We start from the raw sequence: 23,613 nt of genomic DNA, 5'->3' as shown, positions 1-23,613 counted from the left end.
GCGGCTCGTATCTGCACCCCGTGCCGGGGCTGGCCGCTTTTTAAAAACTGCGCAAATCGGCCTGACGCGCCGCGCGGGCGGTGACTGGCCGATCTGTCGGGCGATCCTGGCGGTTGGGGCCGGCCCGCCTCAATCCCCCCGAACAGGGGGGGGGCTGTTGTGGCAGGGTTGCGGCAGGAATGCTTTGACTGCGAAATTTTTACACCTGAATGATCGTGAAAGTTGCAGACTGAATTGACCGAATCACCCTCTCCTCCGAAACTCTGCGATGCAGGCCACTTCCGGCCGCACTTTCGGACTGACCCATGACCGCAGCGCCTTTCTCTGCCGATCTCAGTGCTGCGGAGCTGATGGGTGTCATTTCTGCGGCCTCGATCCCGGTGCTTGGCGAGCAATGTCAGGCTGCGCTGGAACGGCATTGCGGTGCCTCGGGGATGGGGATCTATCTTTTGCGCAGCGGCGTGCCGGATCTGCTGTATTCCAGCGGCGTGCCGGGTGGTTTTCTGGAAGATTACGCCACGCTTTACGGCACCGATGATCCGCTGATCCGGCAGCTGAGCACGCAGGTGCCCGTCACCGATGGCCGGACCTGTCTTGGCGAGGCGGATTGGGCCCGCAGCGGGTTGCGTGAATTGCTCAGCTCCTGGGGGCTTGGGCATAATATGTGCGGGCTGATCCCGATCGACGCGGCGACGATGGGCGTCATCTATACGGCCACGCTGCAACGCACCGGAGCTTTCACGCCCCAGGCGCGCGAGCAGCTGGTTTTTCTGTGCCGCGGCGCCGGGATCGCTTTGCGCTCGCTGGTGCGGCGCACCCGTGTCGTGGGCGATCTGCCGCCGCAGCAGGCGCGGGTCGCAGCCCTGGTCTGCGAGGGGTTTTCCAACAAGGAAATCGCCCGGGCCGTGGGGCTTTCCGAACATACGATCAAGGAATATGTCCAGCGCCTTGCGCAAAGGCTGCGGGCCGACAATCGCACCGCCCTTGCCGTTGCCCTGCTGCGCCAGGGGTTTCTGCATTAGGCGCGGGGATCTGGCCCGGAGGACAGAAGCAAAAAAGACCGCCCGGGGGGCGGTCTTTTGACGTCAGGGCCAATGCCGCGGCTTACAATCCGCAGTCATTGACATAGGTGTCCTGGTAGTCATCGAAGATCTTCTCGACAACCGAGGTGGCATAGCGGCCATCTTCGCGCTTCACGACTTTGGTCAGGTAGAAATCCTGAATCGGGAAGTGGTTCTTGCCGAACGAGAAATCGCCGCGCAGCGAGGTGAAATCGGCTTTCTCCATCGCGCTGCGCAGCCCGTCCCGGTCTGACATTTTGCCATCCACCGCCTTGACCGCGCTGTCGATCAGCAGCGCCGCATCATAGGCCTGCATCGCGAAAGTCGCGGGGACTTTGTCATATTTGGCGATAAAGGCATCGGTGAAGGCCAGTGATTGCGGCGTGTCGAGATCCGGCGCCCAGTTCGACCCGGCAAACATCTCAAGCGCGGCATCCTGCTGTGCCGGAAGGGTGGATTCGTCCACCGTAAAGGCCGAAAGGAAGGGAATGCCGCTCATGCCGGCCTGGTTGAACTGCTTGACCAGATTGACGCCCATGCCACCCGGCATAAAGGCATAGATCGCATCCGGGCCGGTCGCGGCGATCTGCGCCAGTTCGGCCGAGAAATCCAGCTGCCCCAGCGGCACCAGCATCTCATCGGCAATGCCGCCTTTATAGGAATGCTTGAATCCCTCCATCGCATCTTTGCCCGCCTGATAATTCGGCGCCAGCAGATAGACATTCTGATAGCCACGATCCTGGGCGACTTTGCCCGAGACCTCGTGGATCTGGTCATTCTGATAGGAGGTGACGAAGAGGTTCTTGTTGCATTCCTTGCCCGCCAGCGTCGAGGTTCCGGCATTGGTCGAAATCAGGAAAGCGCCACCTTCGGTGACCGGTGGCATGATGGCGTTCAGGATGTTGGAAAAGATCGGGCCGACCACGAAATCGACCTTATTGCCCTCGACCAGTTCGCGCGCGCGGCTGACGGCGACTTCGGGTTTTTGTTCGTCATCGACGATGATCAGCTCGACCTGCCTGCCGCCGATCTTGCCGCCCAGATCGTCAAGCGCCAGCTGGAACCCGTCGCGTGCCTGTTCGCCCAGAACGGCTGCCGGCCCCGACAGCGTGTAGATCAGACCGATCCGGACCACATCATCATCGGCCCGCGCCACGGATGCGAGCCCGGCAAGGATGCTGCCAGCCAGCAGGGATGCTTTCACTTTATTCATTTACTACCTCCATCGGGCCTGTTGGCGCCCAGTGTTTTTTGTGGCCGTTTTTTTGGTGGGCGCGCGCACCACGCGGGCGCGCACCGTCAGGTCTTTTGATCAGTCAAGCGCCGGGGGCGGCACGAATTCCAGCTCGTGGAAGCCGGCGATCCGCACCACTTCGGCCGGGTCCGGCACATTATGGATCAAAGAGAACATTTCCCACAGCTTTGCCGTCGGGGAAACCCAGAACATCGCGACCACATCTGCATCCGACCGGTTGAAAAGCCCATGCGCAATGCCGCGCGGCAGGACAACCAGATCGCCCGGGCCTGCACGGCGCAGTTTGCCGCCGACCTCGGCCTCAAGCTCGCCCGAGAGGATATAGACGAATTCATCCTGGGTGAAATGAATGTGATGCGGCACGAAGGTGCCGGGCGGGAAAACCGCATGCCAGGACATCGAGCTTTCGCTGCAGGATTTCGGCGTATAGGTCTGGCCCAGAATGTTCCAGACGATGCCTTTGATGCCATCGTCACCGGCCACCACAGCGGGGGGCATGGGAACGGGCGGCAGCGGATAGGTCGGGGTGCTCATCTTTCGGTCTCCTTCTTCATCTCATTCAGATTTAAAAATTTTGTGTGTAAAGCTGTTTCTGCGCCTCATAGGCGTTTCCGCGTCTGGTCATCCGAAAAACCGGCGGTCGAAGCATAGCCGCGCACGATGGCGGCGCGCTCCTCAGGCGTGATCACCTGGTCGAGATCGGAGAAGCCATCAGGCGCGCGGCGCTCGACCTCGTCGATCAGCCCTTCAGGGCCGCCAAGCCGGTTCAGCCGCACGATTTCGGCGGTGACGGGGCGGCGCGCCGCATCATAGGCGGCAAGGGCGGCCCGGATGGCATCCGCTGTTGTCGCGCCGACCAGCAGATCCGCCAGCGCTCTGGTGTCAAGGATCGCCTGGCTCGCGCCATTTGATCCGACCGGATACATCGGATGCGCAGCATCGCCGATCAGCGTCACACGGTCATGGCTCCAGGCCGGCAGCGGATCGCGGTCGCACATCGGATATTCGAGGAAGACCGGCGTGGCGCGCACCAGCGCCTCCAGGTCGATCACATTCACATCAAAAGCGCGCACATGCGGGATCAGCTCTTCCAGCGTGCCCTGACGGTTCCAGTCTTCGCGTTTCGGGGTTGGGCTGCCCTCGGCGCCGGGACGGTAGGTCACGACCCAGTTCATCAGCACCTTGCCGGGCGCGGATCCGGGCGCGATCGGGTAGAGCACCAGCTTATAGGTAAAGCCGCCCGCAACGATCATGGTGCGGCCATCTGCGAAGGCATCCGCCTCGACCGCGCCGCGCCACATCATGACGCCATTCCATTTCAGGCCAGGTTCGTTCGGGTAAAGCTGTGCGCGGATCGGCGAATGCACCCCATCCGCCGCGACCAGAATATCGCCCTGCGCTGACCGGCCAGTGTCGAATTCCAGCCTGACGCCATCCGCATCCTGGCGGAAGCCGGTGCTGCGATGCGACAGCTGCACCGCCCCCGGCCCGAGCCGGTCCAGCACCGCCTCGCGCAGCATATTATGCAGCCGCCCGCGATGGATCGAGAATTGCGGGTAATCGCCGCCGGCCTCGACACCGCGCGGCTCGCGCCAGACCTCCTGACCCTGCCTTGTCTGGTAGCGCAATTCGCTGGTGCGAATGGCGATCCGGTCCAGCTCGGGCAAAAGGCCCAGTTCGGCAAGTTCGCGGATTGCATGCGGAAGCACATTGATGCCGACGCCCAATTCGCGCATTTCGGGGGCGGCCTCGAAGATCTGGCAGGAAATGCCGCGCGCCTGCAACATCAGGGCCAGCGTCAGCCCGCCAATTCCGGCCCCACTCACCAATACAGTCATGTCTTTCCTCACTTCCCCGTCGCGGCTGCCTGCTGGTATTGCCTGCGGCCGTCATTTGGGCCGATGCTTGAGGGTGGGGGCCGCGCCAGCTATCGCCACAGCGCCAGACTATCAGCAGAGCGCCATCTGCTACGCTTTTTCCCGCAGGCAGGCCCGTGAGACGGCAGAAGGCACGCGCGGTCAGCGGCATCCGGTGCAGAAAGCTTTTGCAAAAGCCGCCCGGCCCATGGTTGAATTGCCGTCGGAAACTATAAGCCTGAAATAAATTCCGCCCCTCTCTGACCCGGTTGATCGCGTTAATGCAAAGCTTGCCGCCGCCGCCCTTGCCGCCTCTGTCGCCGCCGCCTTTGTGGAAGCGCAGCAGCTCGCTCGAGGAATTCGAGGCGGTGATGTCTGACCTTTTGCGCCCCTGCCGGGTGCGGGGTCAGGCGCGGCGCGGATACCGGACCGAGATCCTGCATCAGCGGGTCAATGGGCTGGGGCTGACGGCGGTGCGGCTGGGGGCGCCCGCTTCGGTCAGGGTGGCGCCGGACCGGGCGATTTCGCTGTTGCAGATCCCGGTCGGGGGCACCTTCCTTGCGCGCAGCGGACGACGGGGGGAAGAAAGCTTCCGCTCGGGTCTTGAGGCCCAGGTGGTCGATGCGCCCACCGGGCTGGATCTGGATTTCTCCCAGGACAGCCGGATGCTCATCGTCGATCTGAGCGCGCCGCAGATCGCGGCGCTGGCCTGTGGGCCGCTGCCCTCGGGCAGTCTTTCGCTGGCCACGCCGGAAGGGGCGCAGCTGTGGCGGCTGGCGCAATATCTTCTGACGGAACTGGAATCCGGGGTGCTGGTCGGCGACAGCCCGCTGGCGCTTGGTCTGGAGCAAAGCCTGACCGGCGCCATCGCCCGCGCGCTGAAAGCCCATATGCCGGCGGCTGCCCGGTCGCAGGACACCAGGTCGCAAAGTGACAGGATGCTTTTGCGCGCTGAGGCGTTCATGGCCAGCCATCTCGACCAGGTGATCGATCCGGCGGCGATAGCGCAGGCAGTTGGGACAAGTGTGCGCAGCCTGCACCGGCTGATGCGCGAAAAGCGCGGCACCACGCCGCTGGCGGCCCTGAAAGAAATGCGCCTGCAACGGGTGCGCGCCGAGATCGAGGCCGGTCTTTGCCCACCAAATGGCATCACCGATCTGGCGCTGCGCTTTGGCTTCAACCATCTGGGCGCCTTCGCCACCGATTTCCGCCGCCGCTTCGGGGCGCCGCCCTCCGAGCTGTCGCGCCGCCACGCACAGCGCTGACTTACGGGGCGCTGACCCGCCTCAGACCTTGAGAAACCGATCCTTTATCCCTGGGCTGTCTTTCAGCGCCCGGGTGGTGCCGGACCAGACAACCCGGCCCTTTTCCACGACATAATGCCGGTCGGCAAAGCGGGTCAGTGCATCGACATTCTTGTCGATGACAAGGATCGCCTCGCCTTCGGCTTTCAGTTTCGCAAGGCAGTCCCAGATCTGATCGCGGATCAGCGGCGCGAGCCCCTCGGTCGCCTCGTCCAGCACCACAAGATCGGGATTGGTCATCAGCGCCCGCCCGATGGCCAGCATCTGCTGTTCGCCGCCCGAGAGCTGGTTGCCCATATTCGACGCCCGCTCTTTCAGCCGCGGAAACAGGCCATAGACGCGCTCAAGCGTCCATTTGCCTTTCTTTCCGCCGGAATGGGCGGTGGCGATCAGGTTCTCGGCGACGGTGAGATTGGGGAAGATCATCCGCCCCTCGGGCACCAGCCCAAGGCCCATCCGCGCGATCTTATGCGGCGAAAGGCCGGCGACATCGCGGCCATGCACCGAGATCCGGCCGCCGCGTGGTTTTACCAGGCCGAAGATCGTGTTGATCGTCGTGGTCTTGCCCATGCCGTTACGGCCCAGAAGCGTGACCACTTCGCCCTTGTTAATCGCAAGCGACATGCCAAAAAGCACCTTGCTGTCGCCATAAGAGGCCTCGAGATCCTCGACCAGCAGCATCAGGTGCCCTCCTCTTCTTCGCCCAGATAGGCCTCGCGCACCTTCGGGTGATTGCGGATGTCTTCCGCCGTACCGCCGGCGACAATCTCGCCGTAAACCAGCACCGAGATAAAGTCGGCAAGCTGGAACACCGCGCTCATATCGTGCTCGATCAGCATCATGGTGACGCGGGATTTCAGCCGCAGCATCAGCGCGATAAGGATCTCGGCCTCTTCCGGGCCGGTGCCGGCAAGGGGTTCATCCAGCAGCAAAAGGCGTGGCTTTGTCGCCAGCGCAATCGCGATCTCAAGCTGGCGTTTCTCGCCATGCGACAGGGTGCGCGCGAGCCGCATCGCCTGGGGGCCCAACCCGACCTCGGTCAGGCAGGCCATGGCCTCGTCATTCAGCGCGCGTTCCTGGGCGGCAACCTGCCAGAAGCGGAAGGAGGATCCCGTCCGCGCCTGAACCGCAATGGCGACATTTTCCAGCACCGACAGCCCGGGCAGGATCCGCGTCAGCTGAAACGACCGCGCAAGGCCGCGCCGCACCCGCCCCGCCATGTCGAGATGGGTGATCACCTCGCCATCATAACGCACCTCACCGCTGTCGGGCGCAAGCTGGCCGGAAAGCTGCGAGATCAGCGTGGTCTTGCCCGCCCCGTTCGGCCCGATGATCGCGTGGATCTGACCGGGAAAGACCTTCAGTGAAACGTCATTGGTGACCGCAAGCGCGCCATAGGATTTGCGCAGTGACGTGACTTCAAGCAGGGGCTGGCTCATCTGTCGTCTCCCTTGCCGGTGATGCGCCCGCTGACGCGCTCCACAAGACGGGTGAGGCCACCGGGCGAGAACAGAACGACCGCCAGAAGCAGCATGCCGAACCAGAGCTTCCAATGTTCCGAGAACCGCGCGAGCGCCTCTTCCAGACCGATGGTCAGAAGGGCGCCGGCCAGCGCCCCGACGAGGTTCCCGACGCCGCCCAGCACGACCATGATGATAAACTCGCCCGAACGCTGCCAGCTTGAAAGCGTTGGCGAGACATATTGCAGCTGGTTCGCGATCAAGACCCCCGCGATGGCGCAGATCACGGCCGAGATCACATAGGCGGCCATCTGATAGGGCATGATCCGGTAGCCGATCGCCTCCATCCTGAGGCTGTCTTCGCGGGTGCCGATCAGCACGCGGCCAAAGCGCGACCGGGTCAGGCGGCAGAGGAAGCCGAAGATGACCACGAGGATTACGAGGACCAGATAGAACAGCGTGACCTCGCTGCGCAGCAATTCCTGCCCGAAGAGGGTGGCGCGGGACAGGCTCATCCCGTCATCGCCGCCAAAGGCCGAGAGCGAGATGAAGAAGAAGAACGCCATCTGGCCGAAGGCCAGCGAGATCATGATGAAATAGACCCCGCGGGTGCGCAAGGCGATGGCGCCGGTCACCAGCGCGAAGGCGGTGGCCGCAAGGCTTGCCCCCGCGAGATGGAGGAAGAAATCGGTGATCCCCCTGGTTTGCAGGAACAGCGCCGCATAGGCGCCGATCCCGAAAAAGGCGGCATGGCCAAAGGAAACCAGCGCGCCATAGCCCAGGATCAGATCCAGCGACAGCGCGGCGATGGCATAGATCATCATCCGCGTGACCACCGAAGTGTAGTAGTCCAGCCCGACAAGGCTCAGGAGCGGCGGCACGATGGCCAGGCATGCGAAAATGCAAAGCGCGATGCGGATGCGGGGGTCGCCTTTGGCTGGCATTTGCGAAGGGGTCTGGGTCATTTGGCATGGCTCCGACCGAAAAGCCCGTTCGGGCGCCAGCAGAGAATGGCGATCATCAGCAGATAGACCAGCATGGGCGCAAGGGTGCGGCCCAGCTGATTGGCCACCGCCGGATCAAAGGCCATTTTCAAAAGCATCGGTCCGAAGATCCGCCCGACCGTGTCGATGATGCCGACCAGCAGCGCGGCGATAAAGGCGCCCCGGACCGAGCCGACGCCGCCAATCACGATCACCACGAAAGCAAGGATCAGGATCGAATCTCCCATCCCAGGGTCGACTGAGAGGATGGGCGAGACAATGGCCCCTGCAAACCCGGCCAGCATGGCGCCAAAGGCGAAGACCACCGTGAAAAGGCGTGAGATATCAACGCCAAGCGCCGAGACCATATTGCGGTTCGAGGCCCCGGCCCTGAGCAGCATCCCGAGCCTTGTGCGCCCGATCACATACCAGAGCCCAAGCGCGAGACCGAGCCCCGCAAGGATGATCGCCAGCCGGTAGACCGGAAAGCGCATCGGCCCGGCCAGCGGCACCGAGCCCGAGAGGCTCTCGGGCATCGGGACGTTCAGCGGCGCCGCACCCCAGATCATCTTGACCAGTTCCGAGGTGATCAGCACCAGCGCGAAGGTCGCCAGCACCTGATCGAGATGCGGTCGCTGATAGAGCTTTCGGAAGATCCCCAGCTCCAACAGCAACCCCAGCACCAGCATCGCGGGCAGGGTCAGCGCGAGGCCGAGCCAGAAATTGCCGGTCGTCGCGGCAAAAGTCGCCATCAGATAGGCCCCGACCATGTAAAGCGCGCCATGGGCCAGGTTGATGAAATCCATGATCCCGAAGATCAGCGTCAGGCCGGCGGCGACGAGGAACAGGAGGATCCCGAACTGAACGCCATTCATGACCTGCAGCAAAAGCAAGGTGCTCATACGACCCCCCCTTGCCTGGAGGCCGCCTTGCCACAGGGAGCGCGCGCCCCGGCCGGATCGCCGCAAGCTCTGATCATCAAGGCTTCCTCTCTGTTTGCAGTCTTTTCCAGCGTCATGCCGCGCCGGTTCTGCAATTTATTTTATATACGAAACATCTTGATTCAATCGGAATGCGGCCCCGCGCGCAATTTTTTACATGCGGGCAGGGCGCCGGAAGGGCGGTTATTTCGTTCCGGAGGCAAAATCCCGGGCGCGGCACGCGCAAAACGGCCTGGCCGCGCCTGCCTTCGGGGGGATGGCAGGCGCGGCGTTCCGGCCCGGCCAGGGGCAAGATGCAGCTCAAGCCGCTGACCCACCGTGACCGCTGTGCGTCCGGGCAGCGCTGCGGTGAATTCGCAGCGCCCGGTTACGCCCCGCGCAGGGGTCTTGTCGGCATCGGGCGAGCCCGCAAAGAGACCGGCCTGCGCACCGCGCGCCGCCACCTCGAACCGCACCATATTTTCGCTGCCGAGCTTTTCCACGAGGCCGGGCCGGATGGTGAGGCGGAGCCTATCCTCTTCGGCCCGGCTGTGGAAATCGGTCGGGCGGATGCCGACAAATACCTTGGGACCGGAAAGCTGGTTAAAGGCGGTCCCGGGTGGCAGCGGGAAGTCCGGCGCCCCCAGGCGCAGCCGGTCCCCCCGGATTTCTCCCATGGCAAGATTCATCTCCGGCGTGCCGATAAAGCCCGCAACGAACACATTTGCCGGGTTGTTGAACAGCTCATCAGGGGGAGCGACCTGCTGGATCTTGCCGTTGAACATGACACAGACCCGGTGCCCCAGCCTCAGCGCCTCGACCTGGTCATGGGTGACATAGAGGGTTGTGGTCTTCAGCATCTCGCGCAGCCGCAGGAATTCGGTCCGCATATGCACGCGCAGCTTGGTGTCGAGATTGACCAGGGCTCCTCCATCAGGAAGGCTTTCGGCTCGCGCACCCGCGCCCGGCCGATGGCGACCCGCTGGCGCTGCCGGCCCGCAAGCTGCAGCGGGCGGCGTTCCATATAGCGCAAGCGTCTCTGCCGCCGCGTTGATGCGCGCCTCGGCCTCGGCTTTGGCGATCTTGCGCCGCTTCATCCCGAAGGCGGGGTTCTCGCGCACCGTCCTATGCGGGAAAAGCGCGCAGGTCTGGAAGATCATCGCGAGGTCGCGGTCGCGGGCCTCAGGCTCATTGACCACCTTGCCATCCATGCGGATTTCGCCGCCGTCGATGCTTTCCAGCCCGGAAATCATGCGCAGCAATATGGATTTGCCGCAGCCGGACGGGCCGACCAGCACCAGAAACTCACCGTCCTGGATATCAAGCGACAGATCCTTCAGCGCGGAATGGCTGCCGAACAGCCTGGTGACATTGGATATTTCGATACGCGCCAGGCCTCATTACTCCATTTGCGGGACTCCATTTGCGGGCGGCCGGGGGCTGGCCCCTGTGCCTTCAGGTGGTCGGTCACCCGACGGCGCCAAAGGTCATGCCGCGGATCAGGCTTTTCCGGGCTGCGATCAGCAGGATCGCGATCGGCGCCAGCATGGTGTCGAGCATGTTGAGATTGCGAAACAGCAGAAAGAACGGCAGCACCACGACCAGTGCGGGCATCATCCGGGTCGACAGGATCCAGCCCTCAAGCAATTCGCGGCCATGAAAATCGCGGGCAGCGCAGATGAAGGCGGCGGGAACCGCCAGGATCATGATGATCAGGATCGAAAGCACCCCGATCACCGCCGAATTGAACAGCGCGCGCAGGAAATCGCGATTGGCAAAGACCGCCTCGAAATGGGCAAAGCTGAAGCTCAGATCGCCGGCGCCCCCCCTGGGTAAAGGCCTTCCACAGAAGAGAGGCGATGGGCGCGAACCACAGCATAGAAAAGAGGGTCAGAAAGACCGCCCGCCCGGTATTGCTGCCGCGCTTTGATTGCGGGGAATGGGACATCAGCGCATCGTCCGGATCAGGCGTTTCAGGAAGGACTGGGTGCAGAAGATGATCAGCACCGGCATGAGGATGGCGAGGGCCGAGGACTGGCCGAAATTCAGGTTCTGAAAGGCGATGCGATAAAGCAGCATATTGAAGGTCTCGGTCGCATTGCCCGGGCCGCCGCCGGTGATCACCCAGATCGTGTCAAAGGCGCGAAAGAGGTCGATCAGGCGGAACAGGATCACGACAAGGATCAGCGGCTTCAGCATCGGCAGCGCGATATAGCGGATGCGCTGGCGGCAATCGGCGCCTTCCATCGCGGCGGCCTCGAACGGCTCTTTCGGCAGCGCGATCAGGCCCAGCATCTGGTTCAGCCCGCCATCCGCCGGGTTCAGCAAAAGCCGCCAGGCCAGCGCCAGCGCCACCGGCGTCAGGCCGAAGGGCAGCACAAGGATCGTGGTAAAGAGATGGTGGCCGCGAATGGTCTGCCACAGCGCCAGCGCCACAATGGTCCCCAGCACCAGCCGGATCACCGGCGAGATGCCGGCAAAGGCGAGCATGATGCCAGAGCTTTTGAAGAAAGCATGGCGGGTGACAGCATCGACATAGTTATCCGCGCCGACGAAGCCGGTCTTCCAGGGCTGCGTCAGATCCATCGCATTCAGGCTGAACCAGACATTCGCGATAATGGCGTAAAGCGTCAGCGCCGCCAGGCAGAGGAGGATGGGCGGAACCATCATCGCGGGGGCGCATCGCTGAAGACGCCGGTTTGCCGGGAAGCGCGACACCGTATTTCCTCCCATTTCGCGCGCGGTCGGGGCTTTGGCCCCCGCTTCCTCCTTGTTTGCGGCTCTCGATAATAAATAATATGATAAGACTATTCAGATCAAACCAGACCGGAGGGGCGATGAAAATCCGCATGAACCGGGCCGCGAGACGCATCCATTGCACAATGCCCATCCCGGACACCGCTGCCCCGCCGTTTACCTCAGTCATTTTCCAGGATTGATATGGACCTGAAATCACTCGCGCGCGGCATTGGCCACAGGGGCGCTTCCGGCCTGCGGCTGAATGGCACTGTGGCGCGACAGCTCGCGCTGGAAATCATCGAAGGCAGGCTGCAGCCCGGCGAGATCCTGCCCAATGAGGCGACGCTTGCCGAAGTGCTCAAGGTTTCGCGTACCGCCTTGCGCGAAAGCATGCGCACCCTGATCGCCAAGGGCTTCATCTCGTCAAAGCCGAGGATCGGGGCCACGGTCAATGCGCGGCATATGTGGAGCATCCTTGATCCCGATGTGCTGGAATGGTGCATGGAGATCGCGCCGAACCCCGAAATGATCACAGCGCTCTTCGAGATGCGGCGGATGATCGAGCCGGCCACGGTGCGCCTGGCGGCTGCACGCTATGACGCGGCGGACGAACGCGAGATGCGCCGCGCGCTCGAGACGATGAAATCCTCGGATAACAGCGAGGACCGGCTCGAGGCGGATATCGCCTTTCACGGCGCCTGTATCACCGCCGCGCATAATGCTGCGCTGATCGCATTGGTGCCGGCGCTGACGGCGACGCTGCGCTGGTCGGTGACGCTGAAGGTGCGCAGCTCTTTCGACATGTTCGATAAATCGTTGCAAAAGCAAGAGGATGTCATGCTGGCGATCTTGCAACGTGACGGCGTCGCGGCGGAAAAGCTGAGCGGTGCGCTGATCGAGGAATCGCACGCCGATACGCTGACGATCCTGACCAGGATGGAACATCCCGGTCAGGCGCGCTGATCAGATGCGCTGATTTCAGGCGATCCGGCGGGTCAGCAGAACTTTGTCCAGGGTCAGCTTTCCTCCATCCGGTCGATGATGCTGCGACCGGCTTCTTTCAGCATTGCAATATCCGTTACACCTGTCAGGCCCATGGAGATGCGCAGCTCGGCCCGGATCAGGTCAATCGCCGCCGTGACACCGGCCTCGTCACCAGCGGCAAGGCCGGAGGCCCATGCCCGGCCAAGCAGAACAAAATCGGCGCAAATCGCCATCCGCCGCCGCGCGGCGCAGATCCTCGATATTTACTGGGCGCATGGCGATCCGGTCCATCTGTGGCCGGGCAGCGGCCTTCTCAGGCACTGACTGTATAATCATATTGTATTATAAAATCAGCCGAAACAGTCTGACGGAGGAGCGGATGGCCAGAGACGAAATTGAGGTCATCGCCACGGGCGAGCGCTGCGGTGAGGCGGTCACCTGGGCCGCAGCCGAGAATGCGCTTTACTGGTGCGACATCAACCGGTTTCTCCTGCACCGGATCGGTTTTGCGGATCGCCGCGTCCAAAGCTGGCGCTTTGACGCGCCGGTCGTGGCGCTGAGCCTGACGAAAGCCCCCGGCCGCCTCGTGGTGGCCACCGGGCGCGAGGTGCGGTTGTGGTCGGTGGGCGATGGCCAGCGGCAGAGCCCCTGTTCACGCCGGAGGACTGGCCGCGTCTGCGGCTCAATGACGGGCGCAGCGATCCCGAGGGGCGGCTCCGGATCGGCTCGATGCGGTCGATTGTCGGCCCCAAAGGCGAGCAGCTCGAGGCGGGTGGCACCGATGGCACGCTCTGCCGGATCAGCCCCGACGGGGTTGCGCCGCAGCGCAGCGGGATCGGGGTGCCGAATAGGCTTTGCCGGGCGCCGGACGGGCGCAGTTTCTGCTTTGCCGATACACTCGCCGATGTGATCTGGCGCCATGATTTCGATGCCGAAACCAGGCGGATCGGGCCGCCGGAGGTTCTGATCGAGAAAGCCGGACCGGGCTGGCCGGACGGGTCTGTCATCGATACCGATGGCTGCCTGTGGAATTGCCGCTTTGGTGGTGGCGCGGTCCTGCACATCACGCCGAAGGGCAAGGTTGACCGGGTGATCGGGATGCCGGCCGGCAGCCCGACCATCGTGCGTTTTGGCGGGCCGGGGCCTGATACGCTTTATGTCACATCGGCCTCGGTCGGGACGGCGGCAGATGACCAGATGGCGGGCTGCCTTTTCGCGCTGCAGCCTGGCGTGCAGGGCCTGCCGGAAAACATCTCGCTGTTCTGAATGACAAAAGGCGCGGGGCGAGACCCGCGGCCTTCGGGATCTTCGGGCCGGTGCGACGCCGCATTCTTGCGCAAGAGCGACGTGTCGACGCCGCCCGGGCAGACCGCGATCACACGGATCTTTTGCTTGCCGTGATCCGGCGCCATTGCCCGCGTCACCGTTCTCTGATCCGGCGTATTCTGAGCCGGTGCTCTGGCCCGGCACGGCCCCTGACGACACAGGATAATTCCCATGACGAAACCCGCAACCTGGCCGCGCCGCCTCCGCTTGCAGGACTGGTTCGAGGCTGGCAAGAAACACACCTATATCTGCCGCTCCCGGATGCGCAATCAGGGCCTGCCCGATGATGTATTCGATGGCCGCCCGATCATCGGCATCTGCAGCACCTGGTCGGAATTCACCCCCTGCAACGCGCATCTGCGCGATATAGCCGAGAGGGTGAAGCGCGGCGTCTATGAGGCGGGCGGCATGCCTTTTGAAGTCCCGGTCTCTCGACCGGTGAAAGCTCGCTGCGCCCGACCGCGATGATGTTCAGGAACCTCGTGTCGATGGATGTCGAAGAGGCCATTCGCGGCAATCCGATGGATGGGGCTGTGCTGCTCGCGGGCTGTGACACGACCACGCCCGCGCTGTTGATGGGGGCGGCGAGCGCCAATATTCCCGCCATCGTCGTTTCGGGCAGGCCGATGCTGAATGGCCGGTTCCGGGGTGAAGAGATCGGCTCCGGCACCGATGCCTGGCGGTTTTCGGAAATGGTGAAAGCCGGCGAGATGACCCAGGAGGAAATCATCGGGACCGAGGCCGGCAGCGCGCGTTCCGCCGGGCATTGCAATACGATGGGCACGGCAAGCATGATGGCCTCGATTGCCGAAGCGCTTGGCATGGCGCTGTCCGGGACTGCCGCGATCCCCGCCGTCGACAGCGGCCGCCGCGTGATTGCGCAGATGAGCGGTCGGCGCATCGTTGATATGGTGAAAGAGGATCTGCGCCCCTCAGATATCCTGACCCGTCCGGCATTTGAGAATGCGATCCGCGCCAATGGCGCGCTTGGCGGCCCGACCAATGCGGTGATCCATTTGCTGGCCATTGCGGGCCGGGTCGGCGTCGATCTGACGCCTGAGGATTGGGATCATCCGGGCCGCGAGATGCCGACAATCGTGAACCTGCGCCCGAATGGCAAATATCTGATGGAGAATTTCTGCTATGCCGGCGGTCTGCCCGCGGTATTGCGCGCCTGGCGACGGGCGGGCGATCCTGAAACCTTCAGCCGCGAGTCCGCATCTGATGCAGCATCGCGGCCCGGCGCTCGTCTTCAGCTCGATCGGGGATTACCGCGCGCGGATCGACGACCCGGATCTCGGATGCGCGGCTCTGTGTCGACAGCGTGACCGGCGCAGATACGGGGGCGGATTTCACCTTCCTGCGCGGCTCCCGTGGCGATTTCGTCACGCGCCACAGCCATTGAGAGGCCGGTTCCGAGCGCCGGACCCTGAGGCTGCGCAAGCGGTCAGGGCCCGGCGGATTGCGGCGTGACGGCGATCATCAGCCGTTCGCTTTCGGGCAGGTTCGGGTCAATCACCGCGAAACTCAGCCGCCCGGTCGCATAGGCGCCGGTATCCAGTGCGATCCGGCCGGCATGGGCAAAGGCACGGTCCATCACCGTATGGCCATGTGCGACCCAGATCCCGTCGGGCCGCAGGATGCGACCGAAATCCCGGTGTCCCCATTGCAGGACCTGCGGCTCCTGATCAGTGACAGGACGCTGCGGGTCCATCCCGGCATGGGCCGCAGCAAGGGTGCCGCTTTGCCAGTAAAGCGGCAGGGCCCGCAGCCAGGCGATCATGTCTTCGCCCATCCTGGCCCGGATACCGTCGCAAAGCGCCTCGGGACGGTCGGGTTCCAGCCCATAGCTGGCCAGCATCTCGACCCCGCCATGTTTCAGCCAGGAGAGCCCCTTTTCCGGCTGGTCGAGAAAATCGAGAAACATCGCCTCATGATTTCCCGAAAGCGCCACGGCGCCTTTCGCGACCTCTTCGCGCACAAGGCTCAGAATGCCGGCGCTGTCCGGGCCCCGGTCGATCATATCTCCCAGAAAGATGATGCGGGCATTCTGAAAATGCGCGGCGCGCAGGGTCAGAAACCGCTTCAGCAGATCGCTGCGGCCATGCAGGTCGCCCAGAAGGCAGACCGGTTCGGCCGGGCCAGGCGGCGGCAGGCCCGTACGCTCATCCGCGCGCAAGGCGGGCCGGCGGGCAGGGGCTGCTGAGCGTCTCAGAAAGGAAAACACCATTGCACTTACATCCAGGATCTGCGCCCCAGATGCCATGGGCAGGCCCTGGGAATCCAGTCCAAAGACGATCTGCTGCCATCACACCGGCCTGATGACCTTTGCCTCAGGCCGGTGCGGAATGGCGCGTTTGTACAGGTTCTGTGCAGCCACAGGGATGGTCGCGGGTCCACCCGGCAGCGAGGGGTTGTCTCGTTTCGGTTCCGACGCGGGCTACGGCTTTCCGGAAAAACGACGAAGGGTGCTGGATCGCCAGAAATGCCGTGGCTATGCCGGATATGTGTGAAAATCCTGGCATGGGGCCGAGCGCGGCCTGTCGGCTTTCACCGGCGCTGCGAACAGCGCCGGGGGAGAAGGAAAGCGGCGAAAAGCGGGGATGTCATGCGCATGGCTTCGGTCTTTCGATCTGTCAGCATGGATCTCATGGGCCGGTCACCACGCTCAGCCGCGTCTCGCCTGTGCCGACCACTTTCAGGTAGTAGAGGCCGGCCGGGATATCGCCCTGGTCATTGCGCGAGAACGAGGAATCGCTGCCGGAATGGGTGAGTGGGATGATCGTCGCGCCGGTCGCATCAAAGAGGCAATAGCCCGGCAGACCTTCGGCATAGGCGCCTGACCAGGAGATGCCGGCCTGTGTCATCACCGTAATTCCGCCATTTGTTTCAATGCGGTAGAGGCGCGGGGTGGCAGCGGTTGTGGTCGCCTCGATTGTGCCCCCATCGGGCGTGGTGGCGGTGGTGATGTCGTCGCCCTCTGCCTTGCAGATCCCGTCTGCGGGGGCGAATGCCGCGTCTTTTGGCGCGAGAATCGTCAGCCGTTTCTCTGCCGCGCTCGCGGATCGGACAAAGCTTTCTTCGCCGGTGACGGCGACATCGAACAGGCAGGCCTCATGCAGGAAGGGATGGCTGACCCCCTCGCAAAGGCTTTGCGCGAGGTCGGCAGCCATTTGCGCCGGCGCCTCATAGGGGAAACCGAGGTCGGTGAAATCTGCCGTTCCCGCGTCATCGGCATAAGAGAACAGCGATTCCTCATCGCTCACCCGCCAGCCATCGACAAAGCCCGCAAGCTGCGCGGCATCAGCGGCCAGAGCCACGGTGCCGTCACGGCCGGTCAGATCATTTGCCGCATCGCCGTCCTCCAGCCCCAAAAGCCCGCGCCGCGAGGGGTCGGCCCGACGCCATTGCACTGAAAAATCCAGATATCCCGCGTGGCGGTCGACCCAGAGCGTCGAGAGATCGGGCCAGATCAGCACCACATGTTTCATCTCCTCGCCTTCGCGCCAGAGACCAAGCGCGCCGCCATCCGGCAGGTCATAGCGCAGGGTCTCGCCCGGCCCGACCAGGGCGCCATCGATACGCAGGCTGCCATCTGCGAGCACCTGGATCACCACGCCCCCGGCGCGGATCGCAAAACCGGTGATCGCGCTGACGGAAAGACTGCCCTTCCAGGGCTGGGTCCTGGCCTGCAACTCCTGGCCTGCGACCCCCGTGGCCAGCACGAATTCGCCCACGGCCTGGCTGGAAAAGCCAGTGCCGTCAAAGGTCAGGAAATGTGGCTCACCAATGCCGCTGGCGCTGCCTTTGCCGCCGTTTCCGGCGCCATCAGGGCCTGCCGGGCCAATGGTGCCGTGCCAGCTCCCGCCCGGGTCGAGATCTATCGTGCGGTTCCCGTCCGGGTCGATAGATTCACGCGTCCCATCAGCATGCTCAATCTCGCGCGAGCCATCCGGGCCAGACAGCTCGATGTCGCCATTCGGATCGTAATGCGACATCCAGCCATCGCCCATATCGAAGAAGCGGTCGATATTGCCGTCATTGTCGCGATACCAGCTGTCGCGCGACCCATCCTCGCGCTCGGCATCGCCATGCCAGTGGCCGGTCTCGTCCCAGATATCATAAGAGCCGTCGCCATGGCTGACTTCGCCACGGAACCCCTTCTCCCAGCTCTTGCCGCCCCCCGGTGAAGCGCCGTAATTCGAGCCGCTTCCCGTGCCACCACCCGGGGGCGACATGTGATGCGTCCCCGGGCCGATCGGCTCCAGTCTGACCGGGCCCGGGGACGGGCTGGGACCGCGCGCCAGGATCAGCCGCTCCGCACCGGCGCGCTGGCCCCGGGCCAGTTTCAAAAGCGCCGAGGTCCGGCTTTGCGACGGCGGCGCCTCGCGCAGGCCAAGGTCAGCGCGCGGCGGGAGAGCGTTGCCATCCGGGCCAACCGGCACGGTCAGCGGCCAGTTCAGCGGGTCATTCCAGTCGGTCTCGGGCAGGGGTTCAGGTGGAGCCGCAGGCAGGGAGGCAGGTTGCGGCGCTGTCGACATGGCCGGCTCTGCCGGCGCGGGCTGCGACGCCCCGGACGGCGCAGGTTCGGCTGAGGGCGGCGCGGTCCGTGACCCGTAATGCCACAGGCTGACGCCTCCTGCCGCCAGCAGCAGCGCCACTCCAGCCAGCGTCGGGATACGGCGGTTCATTCCGGCCTCCTCACTTCGTACAGTCGATATAGGTGAAGCCGTCGCATTTCCCGGCGTCACATTGCTTGCCGGTTGCAAGCGTGATGCTGTGGCCGACATTCTCTTCGATCTGCCAGGCCGAGGCCCCGGCAAAGCCCTGGGAGGAGCAGAACCGGTCCGCCGATGCCTCGCCGCATTGCGCCGCGAATTCATAGCACCAGTCGAGCCTGATCCCGTTGAAAGCGGGCGCCTCAAACCGGGTCGTGACAGCTGGTGCGGGGTCTGCCACGGCGCCGGGACTGCCTTCACAGGCGATATATTCAAAAGTGCTGCAATCATCGGCCTCGCAGAGCCGGCCATCGCTGATCAGCATGGTCGGCTCGCCGAGCGGCCCTGGCTTTTCGCCGAAATCCACGGCTTCGGCATAATCGTTCAGGACGCAAAAGCGGTCGGCGGCGGGTTTGCCACATTCAGCGCCCCAATTGTAGCACCAGTCGAGCAGTGTGCCATTGATCCGGGGCAGCTCGAATACCTGTGACTGCGCAAAGCCTGCCTGTGGAAGGGCGGCCAGCACGAGGCACAGCACTTCCAGAGAGATGCGTTTCATATCAATGCGCCTCGATCTTCGCCTTGCTGATGAAGAACCCGTGCCCGGCGCGCGAACTGCAGGTCAGCCCGGTTTTTGACGACAGGCAGGTAAAGGGCCCCTCCGACCAGCTGTTGCCGTAGGCCAGCGGCTGATCGAGCGAACAACAGCCCTGTTCGCCCGGCTCATTAATCCGCTTTGCCCTGGTTTTCGCGCCAAGGATCACTGTGACATAGGACGGCTCGACCCGGTCGCATTGCAGTTCGGCCTGACCATCGGCACTTTCATAGACCGAGGTGCCGCCCGCCGGGATATAGATGCAGCCGATAGTCCCCGATGGCGTGACGAAGATGACCTCGCCATCCGGCCCGCTGCTCAGCCGCTGGGTTTCGGCCCGGGCCGCGCCTGGGATCATCACCGGCAGAGCCAGCGCTGCGCTCAGCGCAAGGGCCGCAACCCTTTCCCGGACAGGACTATAGAATGCCATCAGATCCTCCATTTCGCCCCGGCTCCAGCTAGCGACAGGCTCTTGTGGAAATCCTCCCCCGTTCGGGTAGGATGACGGGATTCCAGACCCGCAAACGGCCCGCCCTGCGAGAATGCCACCGCGAACCTCTCCGGGATTGTGCCGCCGCGGATTTCCAGGTCGGGAGACCTTGATGACCAGTGCCATTGCCGAACTGCCCGAGGTTGTGGCCCGTTTCTATGCGGCGGCGCTGAATCCGGACCTTTGGACAGAAGCGCTGGATCTGATCACCCAGTCCTTCAGGGCGCGCGGCGCCATTCTGCCCGCCGCGACCTTTGTGAAAGGTGCCCTGCCGCATTCAAAGGGGATGGAGCCGGTGCTGCAGCAGTTCTTCGAGGAGAACTGGCATCTGTGCGATGCCCGCACCATCGCCGCACAACGCTATGTCAGCGCGCATGAGGTGGTGACCGATCAGCTTTTGTTTTCCAGGGCAGAGATCGACCGCAGCCGCTATTATGCCGGTTTCGCGCGGTCTGCCGGGGTGCCCTGGTTCTGTGCCGCATCCCTGGCGATAGACCCGACCCGCAATTATGTCGCGCTCTCGTTGCAGCGGACCGAGGCGCAGGGCCTGTTTGACGATCATGACCTGGCAAAGTTCGGGCAGCTCCTGCCGCATCTGCGCAATGCGGCCGACCTTGCGCGCAAGGTGGCCCATGTCCGGGCCGGTGGTATTTTGCAGGGGCTCGACCGGGCGGGCATGCCGGCGCTGATCGTGAATGGCTGGGGGAAGGTGCTGTTTTCCAACGGTTGTTTCGACCGTCTGTCCCATAGCGCGCTCCGGGTCAGTGCCGGGCGTCTGGTGGCCAGCGACCCCGGCCGCCAGTCGGCGCTGGCCGGGATGATCGAAGCCGCCGCACAGTCGCGCCTGTCCCTCGGTCACAACCCTGGCCCCCTGATGCTGCCCGGCGATGAGGGCGTCGCGCCGCTGGTCCTGCGCGCCGCGCCCTATCATGGGGCGATGATCGGGGCCTTCGGGGTGGAAGGCGCGCTCCTCACGCTGGTGGATCTTTCCGCCACGCCGCAGACCTCGGCTGCGGCTTTGCGTGCCGTGTTCGATCTGACCCCGCGCGAGGCGCAGGTTATGGCCCTGATCGGGCATGGCCACGACCTCGACCGGATCGCGGGCCTGTTGCAGGTCTCGCGCGAGACGGTGCGGTTTCACCTCAAGGCGATCCTCGGGAAAACCGGCGCCCATCGGCAAAGCGAGGTCGCGGCGCTCGCGCTGCGGATCGGTCCGGGCTGATCCCCGCGTCAGGCCTGTTTCACCGCAAGGCGGGCAAGGCCAGGCGGCTGCCCGGTTGCACGTTTGAAGGCGCGGCTGAAGGCGGCCTGTGAGCTGTAGCCCAGTTGATGCGCCGCCTCTTCGATCCCGATCCCGCCCTGTGCGATCCATTGTCCGGCCAGCCGCATCCGCAGATCGGTGATATAGCGGATCGGCGTCAGGCCGGTCACCGCAAGGAACCGTTCGGCAAAGACCGAGCGCGAGGCGCCCATCTCATGGGCCATCATGGCGACCGTCCAGGCCCGCCCCGGATCCTGGTGCAAAGCCAGCAGCACCCGGCCGAGTTTCGGATCGCGCAAAGCCTCGACCCAGCCCGAGGCGCTGCCGCAGCCGCTTTCGACCCAGCCCCGGATGATCGAGGCCGCGACCACATCGGCGAGCCGCGCAAGGATGCCGGCGAAGCCCGCGCGCCGGGAGCGGGCCTCGCGCTCCATCGCCTCCAGCACCGGAAGGATTTCGGGCTGTCGGTCGGCAAGCTGGCTCAGCTGCATCACCTCGGGCATCATGCCGATCAGCGGCAGCATGGTGCCAAGATCAAGATCCATACAGCCGCTGAACAGGATCACATCCTGGCTGCGGCAGGCCGCCTGATCACAGCTTTTGATCTCATCCACCGCGTCACAGATCGGCGCGCTGGCGAAATCGGCAAGGTCGCGCAGCGGCGCCCCCGGCTGTGAGACCAGTGCATGTCCGGTGCCGCGCGGCAGGAACACCGCATCGCCACAGCCAATGTGGCGCGGCGTGCCGTCGATCACCAGCCAGGCCTCGCCCCGCGCGACGAAATGCAGCTGCGCCTTGCCCGGCGCACCGCCGAAGCCGATGCCAAAAGGGGCTGACAGCTGCATCCGGCGATAGCTGATGCCATTGAGCCGCATGCCCATCAACAGCTCGCTCATCATATCAGGGGTGCTGGTGCCGGCCATCGGCAGCGCGACATTCGGGGATCGGTCGAGCATGTCGGACGCCTGATCAAAAATTGCGGACATGCCATCATAGATCGTCCGCATCAGGAAGGATAGACCACCAGTCCCGACTGACCTTCGAAAGCTTTGACAGATGCACGGATCGCTCACCCTCCCCGCCGGCCCCGACCGGATCACCCCGCGCTGGAGCGCCGTCTACGCGCTGAGCGTCGGGGTCTTTGGCCTGATCACCGCCGAATTCCTGCCGATGAGCCTGCTCACACCCATGGCAGAGGACCTGCAGATCAGCGAGGGCCTGGCCGGCCAGGGCGTGACGGCGACGGCGGTGGTCGCGCTTTTCACCGGGCTTTTGATCGCAACGCTGACGCGGGGGATCGACCGGCGCCATGTGCTGCTGAGCTTTTCGGTCCTTCTGGTCGTGTCGAACCTTCTGGTGGCGACCGCACTCAATTTCCCCACCCTGCTGGCCGGGCGGCTTTTGCTTGGCGTGGCCATTGGCGGGTTCTGGACCATGTCGGCTGCGACCGCGATGCGACTGGTGCCGGGGGCGGATGTGCCCAAAGCGCTGTCGCTGATTTTTGCCGGCGTCTCGCTGGCGACGGTTGTCTCGACACCGCTGGGCAGCTGGCTTGGCGCGCTGGTCGGCTGGCGCGCGGTGTTCCTCTGGTCGGCCGGGTTCGGCGCCATCGGGCTTTTGCTGCAATGGCGGACCCTGCCCGCGATGGCCGCGACCGGAAGCGCAAGCATCGGCACCATCTTCCGCGTTCTGTTGCGCGCGGGCGTCTGGCAGGGGATCGTCTGCGTCACCCTGGTCTTCACCGGCCAGTTCGCGCTTTTCACCTTTATCCGGCCCTTTATCGAGACCGCACTCGGCGCGAGTGTCGGCTGGCTCACCACCTTCCTGCTGGGCTTCGGGGTGGCGAATTTCATCGGGACATTGCTGGCCGGGCCGCTCCTGAAACGCAGTGTCAGCTTCACGCTCTTTGCCATGCCGCTGATCGCGGGCGCCTGCGCGCTGGTCCTGTCCGGGCTCCATACTGCATCGCTGCTGAGCCTTGCGCTGATTGCACTCTGGGGCATGGCCTTTGGCGGGGTGCCGGTGGCCTGGACGACCTGGAACACGCGGATCGCGCCGGATGACGCCGAAAGCGCCGGGGGTCTGATCGTGGCCGCGATCCAGTTCGCCATTGCGCTTGGTGCGGCAAGTGGCGGCGTTATTTACGACACGACCGGGGCGAACGGGGTCTATGCTTTCGGCGGGGTGCTGCTGGTTCTCGCCGGTCTGCTGATCGCGTTTGGCGTGCGCGCCCCGGCCGCGACGCCTGCCTGAGCCTGCGTGGTGCCGGGGGTCTGATCCCGGCACCTGTTCCGCACGGGGGCCGTGCGGGGGCCGCGCGGGCAGCTGCGGCGCGGTGCATCACAGCCCTGCATGCCGAAGCGGCTTCCCGGCTGCCGGCAAACAGAAAATCCTGTCTGTCTGAATTCGCGGCTTTGGTTTCTGCACTGCGGCACCGACCCTGTATTTGAAACCAAATACCCACCCCCGCCGCTATGCTCATCGCATCAAAACCGCGCCGATCCACAGCGCTACCACGGCCATGACGGGCTCACGCGGCATGATGATCGCTAGCCTGGGCGCGGGATTATGGCGAGGCCACCTACAGGCTCTGGGAAGGCTCCTGGCAGGAGGGCGCGCGGCGGGCGATTGCGGATATCAACAGCCAGTTGCCCGCCCATG

Annotated in this window: 22 protein-coding genes and 2 pseudogenes; 8 read left to right on the top strand and 16 right to left on the bottom strand. The window is 64.1% G+C overall.

Features of this window, described 5'->3' with window-relative positions:
• The first annotated feature begins 305 nt into the window (after window positions 1-305).
• Window positions 306-1,022, top strand: coding sequence for a LuxR C-terminal-related transcriptional regulator (locus JC607_RS15135; protein ID WP_198837733.1), 717 nt, complete (start codon window positions 306-308; stop codon window positions 1,020-1,022).
• 82 nt (window positions 1,023-1,104) lie between these two features.
• Here JC607_RS15135 and JC607_RS15130 read toward each other — a convergent pair whose 3' ends face one another.
• The 3 genes from JC607_RS15130 to JC607_RS15120 all read right to left on the bottom strand — a co-directional run bounded on the left by JC607_RS15130 (window position 1,105) and on the right by JC607_RS15120 (window position 4,154).
• Window positions 1,105-2,274, bottom strand: a complete 1,170-nt coding sequence (locus JC607_RS15130) for an ABC transporter substrate-binding protein (protein WP_198837732.1) — start codon at window positions 2,272-2,274, stop codon at window positions 1,105-1,107.
• 99 nt (window positions 2,275-2,373) lie between these two features.
• Window positions 2,374-2,850 carry a cupin domain-containing protein gene (locus tag JC607_RS15125; protein WP_233092927.1) on the bottom strand — a complete coding sequence of 159 codons (477 nt, stop codon included), beginning with the start codon at window positions 2,848-2,850 and terminating at the stop codon, window positions 2,374-2,376.
• A gap of 65 nt (window positions 2,851-2,915) precedes the next feature.
• Window positions 2,916-4,154 (bottom strand): flavin-dependent oxidoreductase, encoded by a 1,239-nt coding sequence (locus JC607_RS15120; RefSeq protein ID WP_198837731.1) that lies wholly within the window; start codon window positions 4,152-4,154, stop codon window positions 2,916-2,918.
• Window positions 4,155-4,453: 299 nt separating this feature from the next.
• Between JC607_RS15120 and JC607_RS15115 the strand changes: the two genes are divergently transcribed.
• Complete coding sequence (locus tag JC607_RS15115; RefSeq protein ID WP_198837730.1) at window positions 4,454-5,437, top strand: AraC family transcriptional regulator; 984 nt, start codon at window positions 4,454-4,456, stop codon at window positions 5,435-5,437.
• Window positions 5,438-5,458: 21 nt separating this feature from the next.
• On the opposite strand, the gene JC607_RS15110 is transcribed toward JC607_RS15115, so the two are convergent.
• The 7 genes from JC607_RS15110 to JC607_RS15080 all read right to left on the bottom strand — a co-directional run bounded on the left by JC607_RS15110 (window position 5,459) and on the right by JC607_RS15080 (window position 11,509).
• Window positions 5,459-6,157 (bottom strand): ABC transporter ATP-binding protein, encoded by a 699-nt coding sequence (locus JC607_RS15110; protein ID WP_198837729.1) that lies wholly within the window; start codon window positions 6,155-6,157, stop codon window positions 5,459-5,461.
• Complete coding sequence (locus JC607_RS15105; protein ID WP_198837728.1) at window positions 6,157-6,915, bottom strand: ABC transporter ATP-binding protein; 759 nt, start codon at window positions 6,913-6,915, stop codon at window positions 6,157-6,159. Before JC607_RS15105 ends, JC607_RS15110 begins: the two co-directional genes overlap by 1 nt.
• The gene (locus tag JC607_RS15100) at window positions 6,912-7,901 is read right to left on the bottom strand and encodes a branched-chain amino acid ABC transporter permease (RefSeq protein ID WP_233092926.1); all 990 of its coding nucleotides are present in this window, start codon (window positions 7,899-7,901) and stop codon (window positions 6,912-6,914) included. Before JC607_RS15100 ends, JC607_RS15105 begins: the two co-directional genes overlap by 4 nt.
• Window positions 7,898-8,821, bottom strand: coding sequence for a branched-chain amino acid ABC transporter permease (locus JC607_RS15095; RefSeq protein WP_198837727.1), 924 nt, complete (start codon window positions 8,819-8,821; stop codon window positions 7,898-7,900). The genes JC607_RS15100 and JC607_RS15095 overlap by 4 nt, the downstream gene beginning before the upstream one ends.
• 161 nt (window positions 8,822-8,982) lie before the next feature.
• On the bottom strand, window positions 8,983-10,170 hold the full coding sequence (locus JC607_RS15090) for an ABC transporter ATP-binding protein (RefSeq protein ID WP_255532518.1): 1,188 nt from the start codon (window positions 10,168-10,170) through the stop codon (window positions 8,983-8,985).
• Window positions 10,171-10,306: 136 nt separating this feature from the next.
• Entirely contained in the window at window positions 10,307-10,567 is a 261-nt protein-coding gene (locus JC607_RS15085) for a hypothetical protein (protein ID WP_198837726.1), read from the bottom strand.
• 219 nt (window positions 10,568-10,786) lie between these two features.
• A complete protein-coding gene (locus tag JC607_RS15080) occupies window positions 10,787-11,509 on the bottom strand; it encodes a carbohydrate ABC transporter permease (RefSeq protein ID WP_198837725.1) in 723 nt (240 codons plus the stop codon).
• A 270-nt stretch (window positions 11,510-11,779) separates the two neighbouring features.
• Between JC607_RS15080 and JC607_RS15075 the strand changes: the two genes are divergently transcribed.
• Window positions 11,780-12,541, top strand: a complete 762-nt coding sequence (locus JC607_RS15075; protein WP_198837724.1) for a FadR/GntR family transcriptional regulator — start codon at window positions 11,780-11,782, stop codon at window positions 12,539-12,541.
• Window positions 12,542-12,594: 53 nt separating this feature from the next.
• Here JC607_RS15075 and JC607_RS15070 read toward each other — a convergent pair whose 3' ends face one another.
• The gene (locus JC607_RS15070) at window positions 12,595-12,795 is read right to left on the bottom strand and encodes an alpha-hydroxy-acid oxidizing protein (protein ID WP_198837723.1); all 201 of its coding nucleotides are present in this window, start codon (window positions 12,793-12,795) and stop codon (window positions 12,595-12,597) included.
• Here JC607_RS15070 and JC607_RS26075 point away from each other — a divergent pair.
• The 3 genes and pseudogenes from JC607_RS26075 to JC607_RS15060 all read left to right on the top strand — a co-directional run.
• Window positions 12,756-13,145, top strand: a pseudogene (locus JC607_RS26075) (SMP-30/gluconolactonase/LRE family protein); the annotation flags it as partial. The gene JC607_RS15070 and the pseudogene JC607_RS26075 overlap by 40 nt on opposite strands.
• 32 nt (window positions 13,146-13,177) lie before the next feature.
• On the top strand, window positions 13,178-13,828 hold the full coding sequence (locus JC607_RS15065) for an SMP-30/gluconolactonase/LRE family protein (RefSeq protein ID WP_198837722.1): 651 nt from the start codon (window positions 13,178-13,180) through the stop codon (window positions 13,826-13,828).
• Between the two features lie 231 nt (window positions 13,829-14,059).
• A pseudogene (locus tag JC607_RS15060) lies at window positions 14,060-15,205 on the top strand (dihydroxy-acid dehydratase); the annotation flags it as partial.
• Window positions 15,206-15,335: 130 nt separating this feature from the next.
• Here JC607_RS15060 and JC607_RS15055 read toward each other — a convergent pair.
• The 4 genes from JC607_RS15055 to JC607_RS15040 form a co-directional block, all read right to left on the bottom strand.
• The gene (locus JC607_RS15055) at window positions 15,336-16,118 is read right to left on the bottom strand and encodes a metallophosphoesterase (protein WP_198837721.1); all 783 of its coding nucleotides are present in this window, start codon (window positions 16,116-16,118) and stop codon (window positions 15,336-15,338) included.
• Between the two features lie 418 nt (window positions 16,119-16,536).
• The gene (locus JC607_RS15050) at window positions 16,537-18,579 is read right to left on the bottom strand and encodes a hypothetical protein (protein WP_198837720.1); all 2,043 of its coding nucleotides are present in this window, start codon (window positions 18,577-18,579) and stop codon (window positions 16,537-16,539) included.
• A gap of 10 nt (window positions 18,580-18,589) precedes the next feature.
• Complete coding sequence (locus tag JC607_RS15045; protein ID WP_198837719.1) at window positions 18,590-19,165, bottom strand: hypothetical protein; 576 nt, start codon at window positions 19,163-19,165, stop codon at window positions 18,590-18,592.
• Window position 19,166: 1 nt separating this feature from the next.
• Window positions 19,167-19,631, bottom strand: a complete 465-nt coding sequence (locus JC607_RS15040) for a hypothetical protein (RefSeq protein WP_198837718.1) — start codon at window positions 19,629-19,631, stop codon at window positions 19,167-19,169.
• 172 nt (window positions 19,632-19,803) lie between these two features.
• Here JC607_RS15040 and JC607_RS15035 point away from each other — a divergent pair, with 172 nt between their 5' ends.
• Window positions 19,804-20,913 carry a helix-turn-helix transcriptional regulator gene (locus JC607_RS15035; protein WP_198837717.1) on the top strand — a complete coding sequence of 370 codons (1,110 nt, stop codon included), beginning with the start codon at window positions 19,804-19,806 and terminating at the stop codon, window positions 20,911-20,913.
• Window positions 20,914-20,921: 8 nt separating this feature from the next.
• Here the strand turns inward: JC607_RS15035 and JC607_RS15030 are convergent, their stop codons facing one another.
• Complete coding sequence (locus JC607_RS15030; protein WP_198837716.1) at window positions 20,922-21,908, bottom strand: AraC family transcriptional regulator; 987 nt, start codon at window positions 21,906-21,908, stop codon at window positions 20,922-20,924.
• 100 nt (window positions 21,909-22,008) lie between these two features.
• Between JC607_RS15030 and JC607_RS15025 the strand changes: the two genes are divergently transcribed.
• Window positions 22,009-23,205, top strand: a complete 1,197-nt coding sequence (locus tag JC607_RS15025) for an MFS transporter (RefSeq protein WP_198837715.1) — start codon at window positions 22,009-22,011, stop codon at window positions 23,203-23,205.
• Window positions 23,206-23,613 lie beyond the last annotated feature (408 nt).

This window comes from Paracoccus sp. IB05, from assembly GCF_016405985.1.
Taxonomy (GTDB): Bacteria; Pseudomonadota; Alphaproteobacteria; order Rhodobacterales; family Rhodobacteraceae; genus Pseudogemmobacter.
This window is presented reverse-complemented; position numbering and strand designations above follow the sequence as displayed.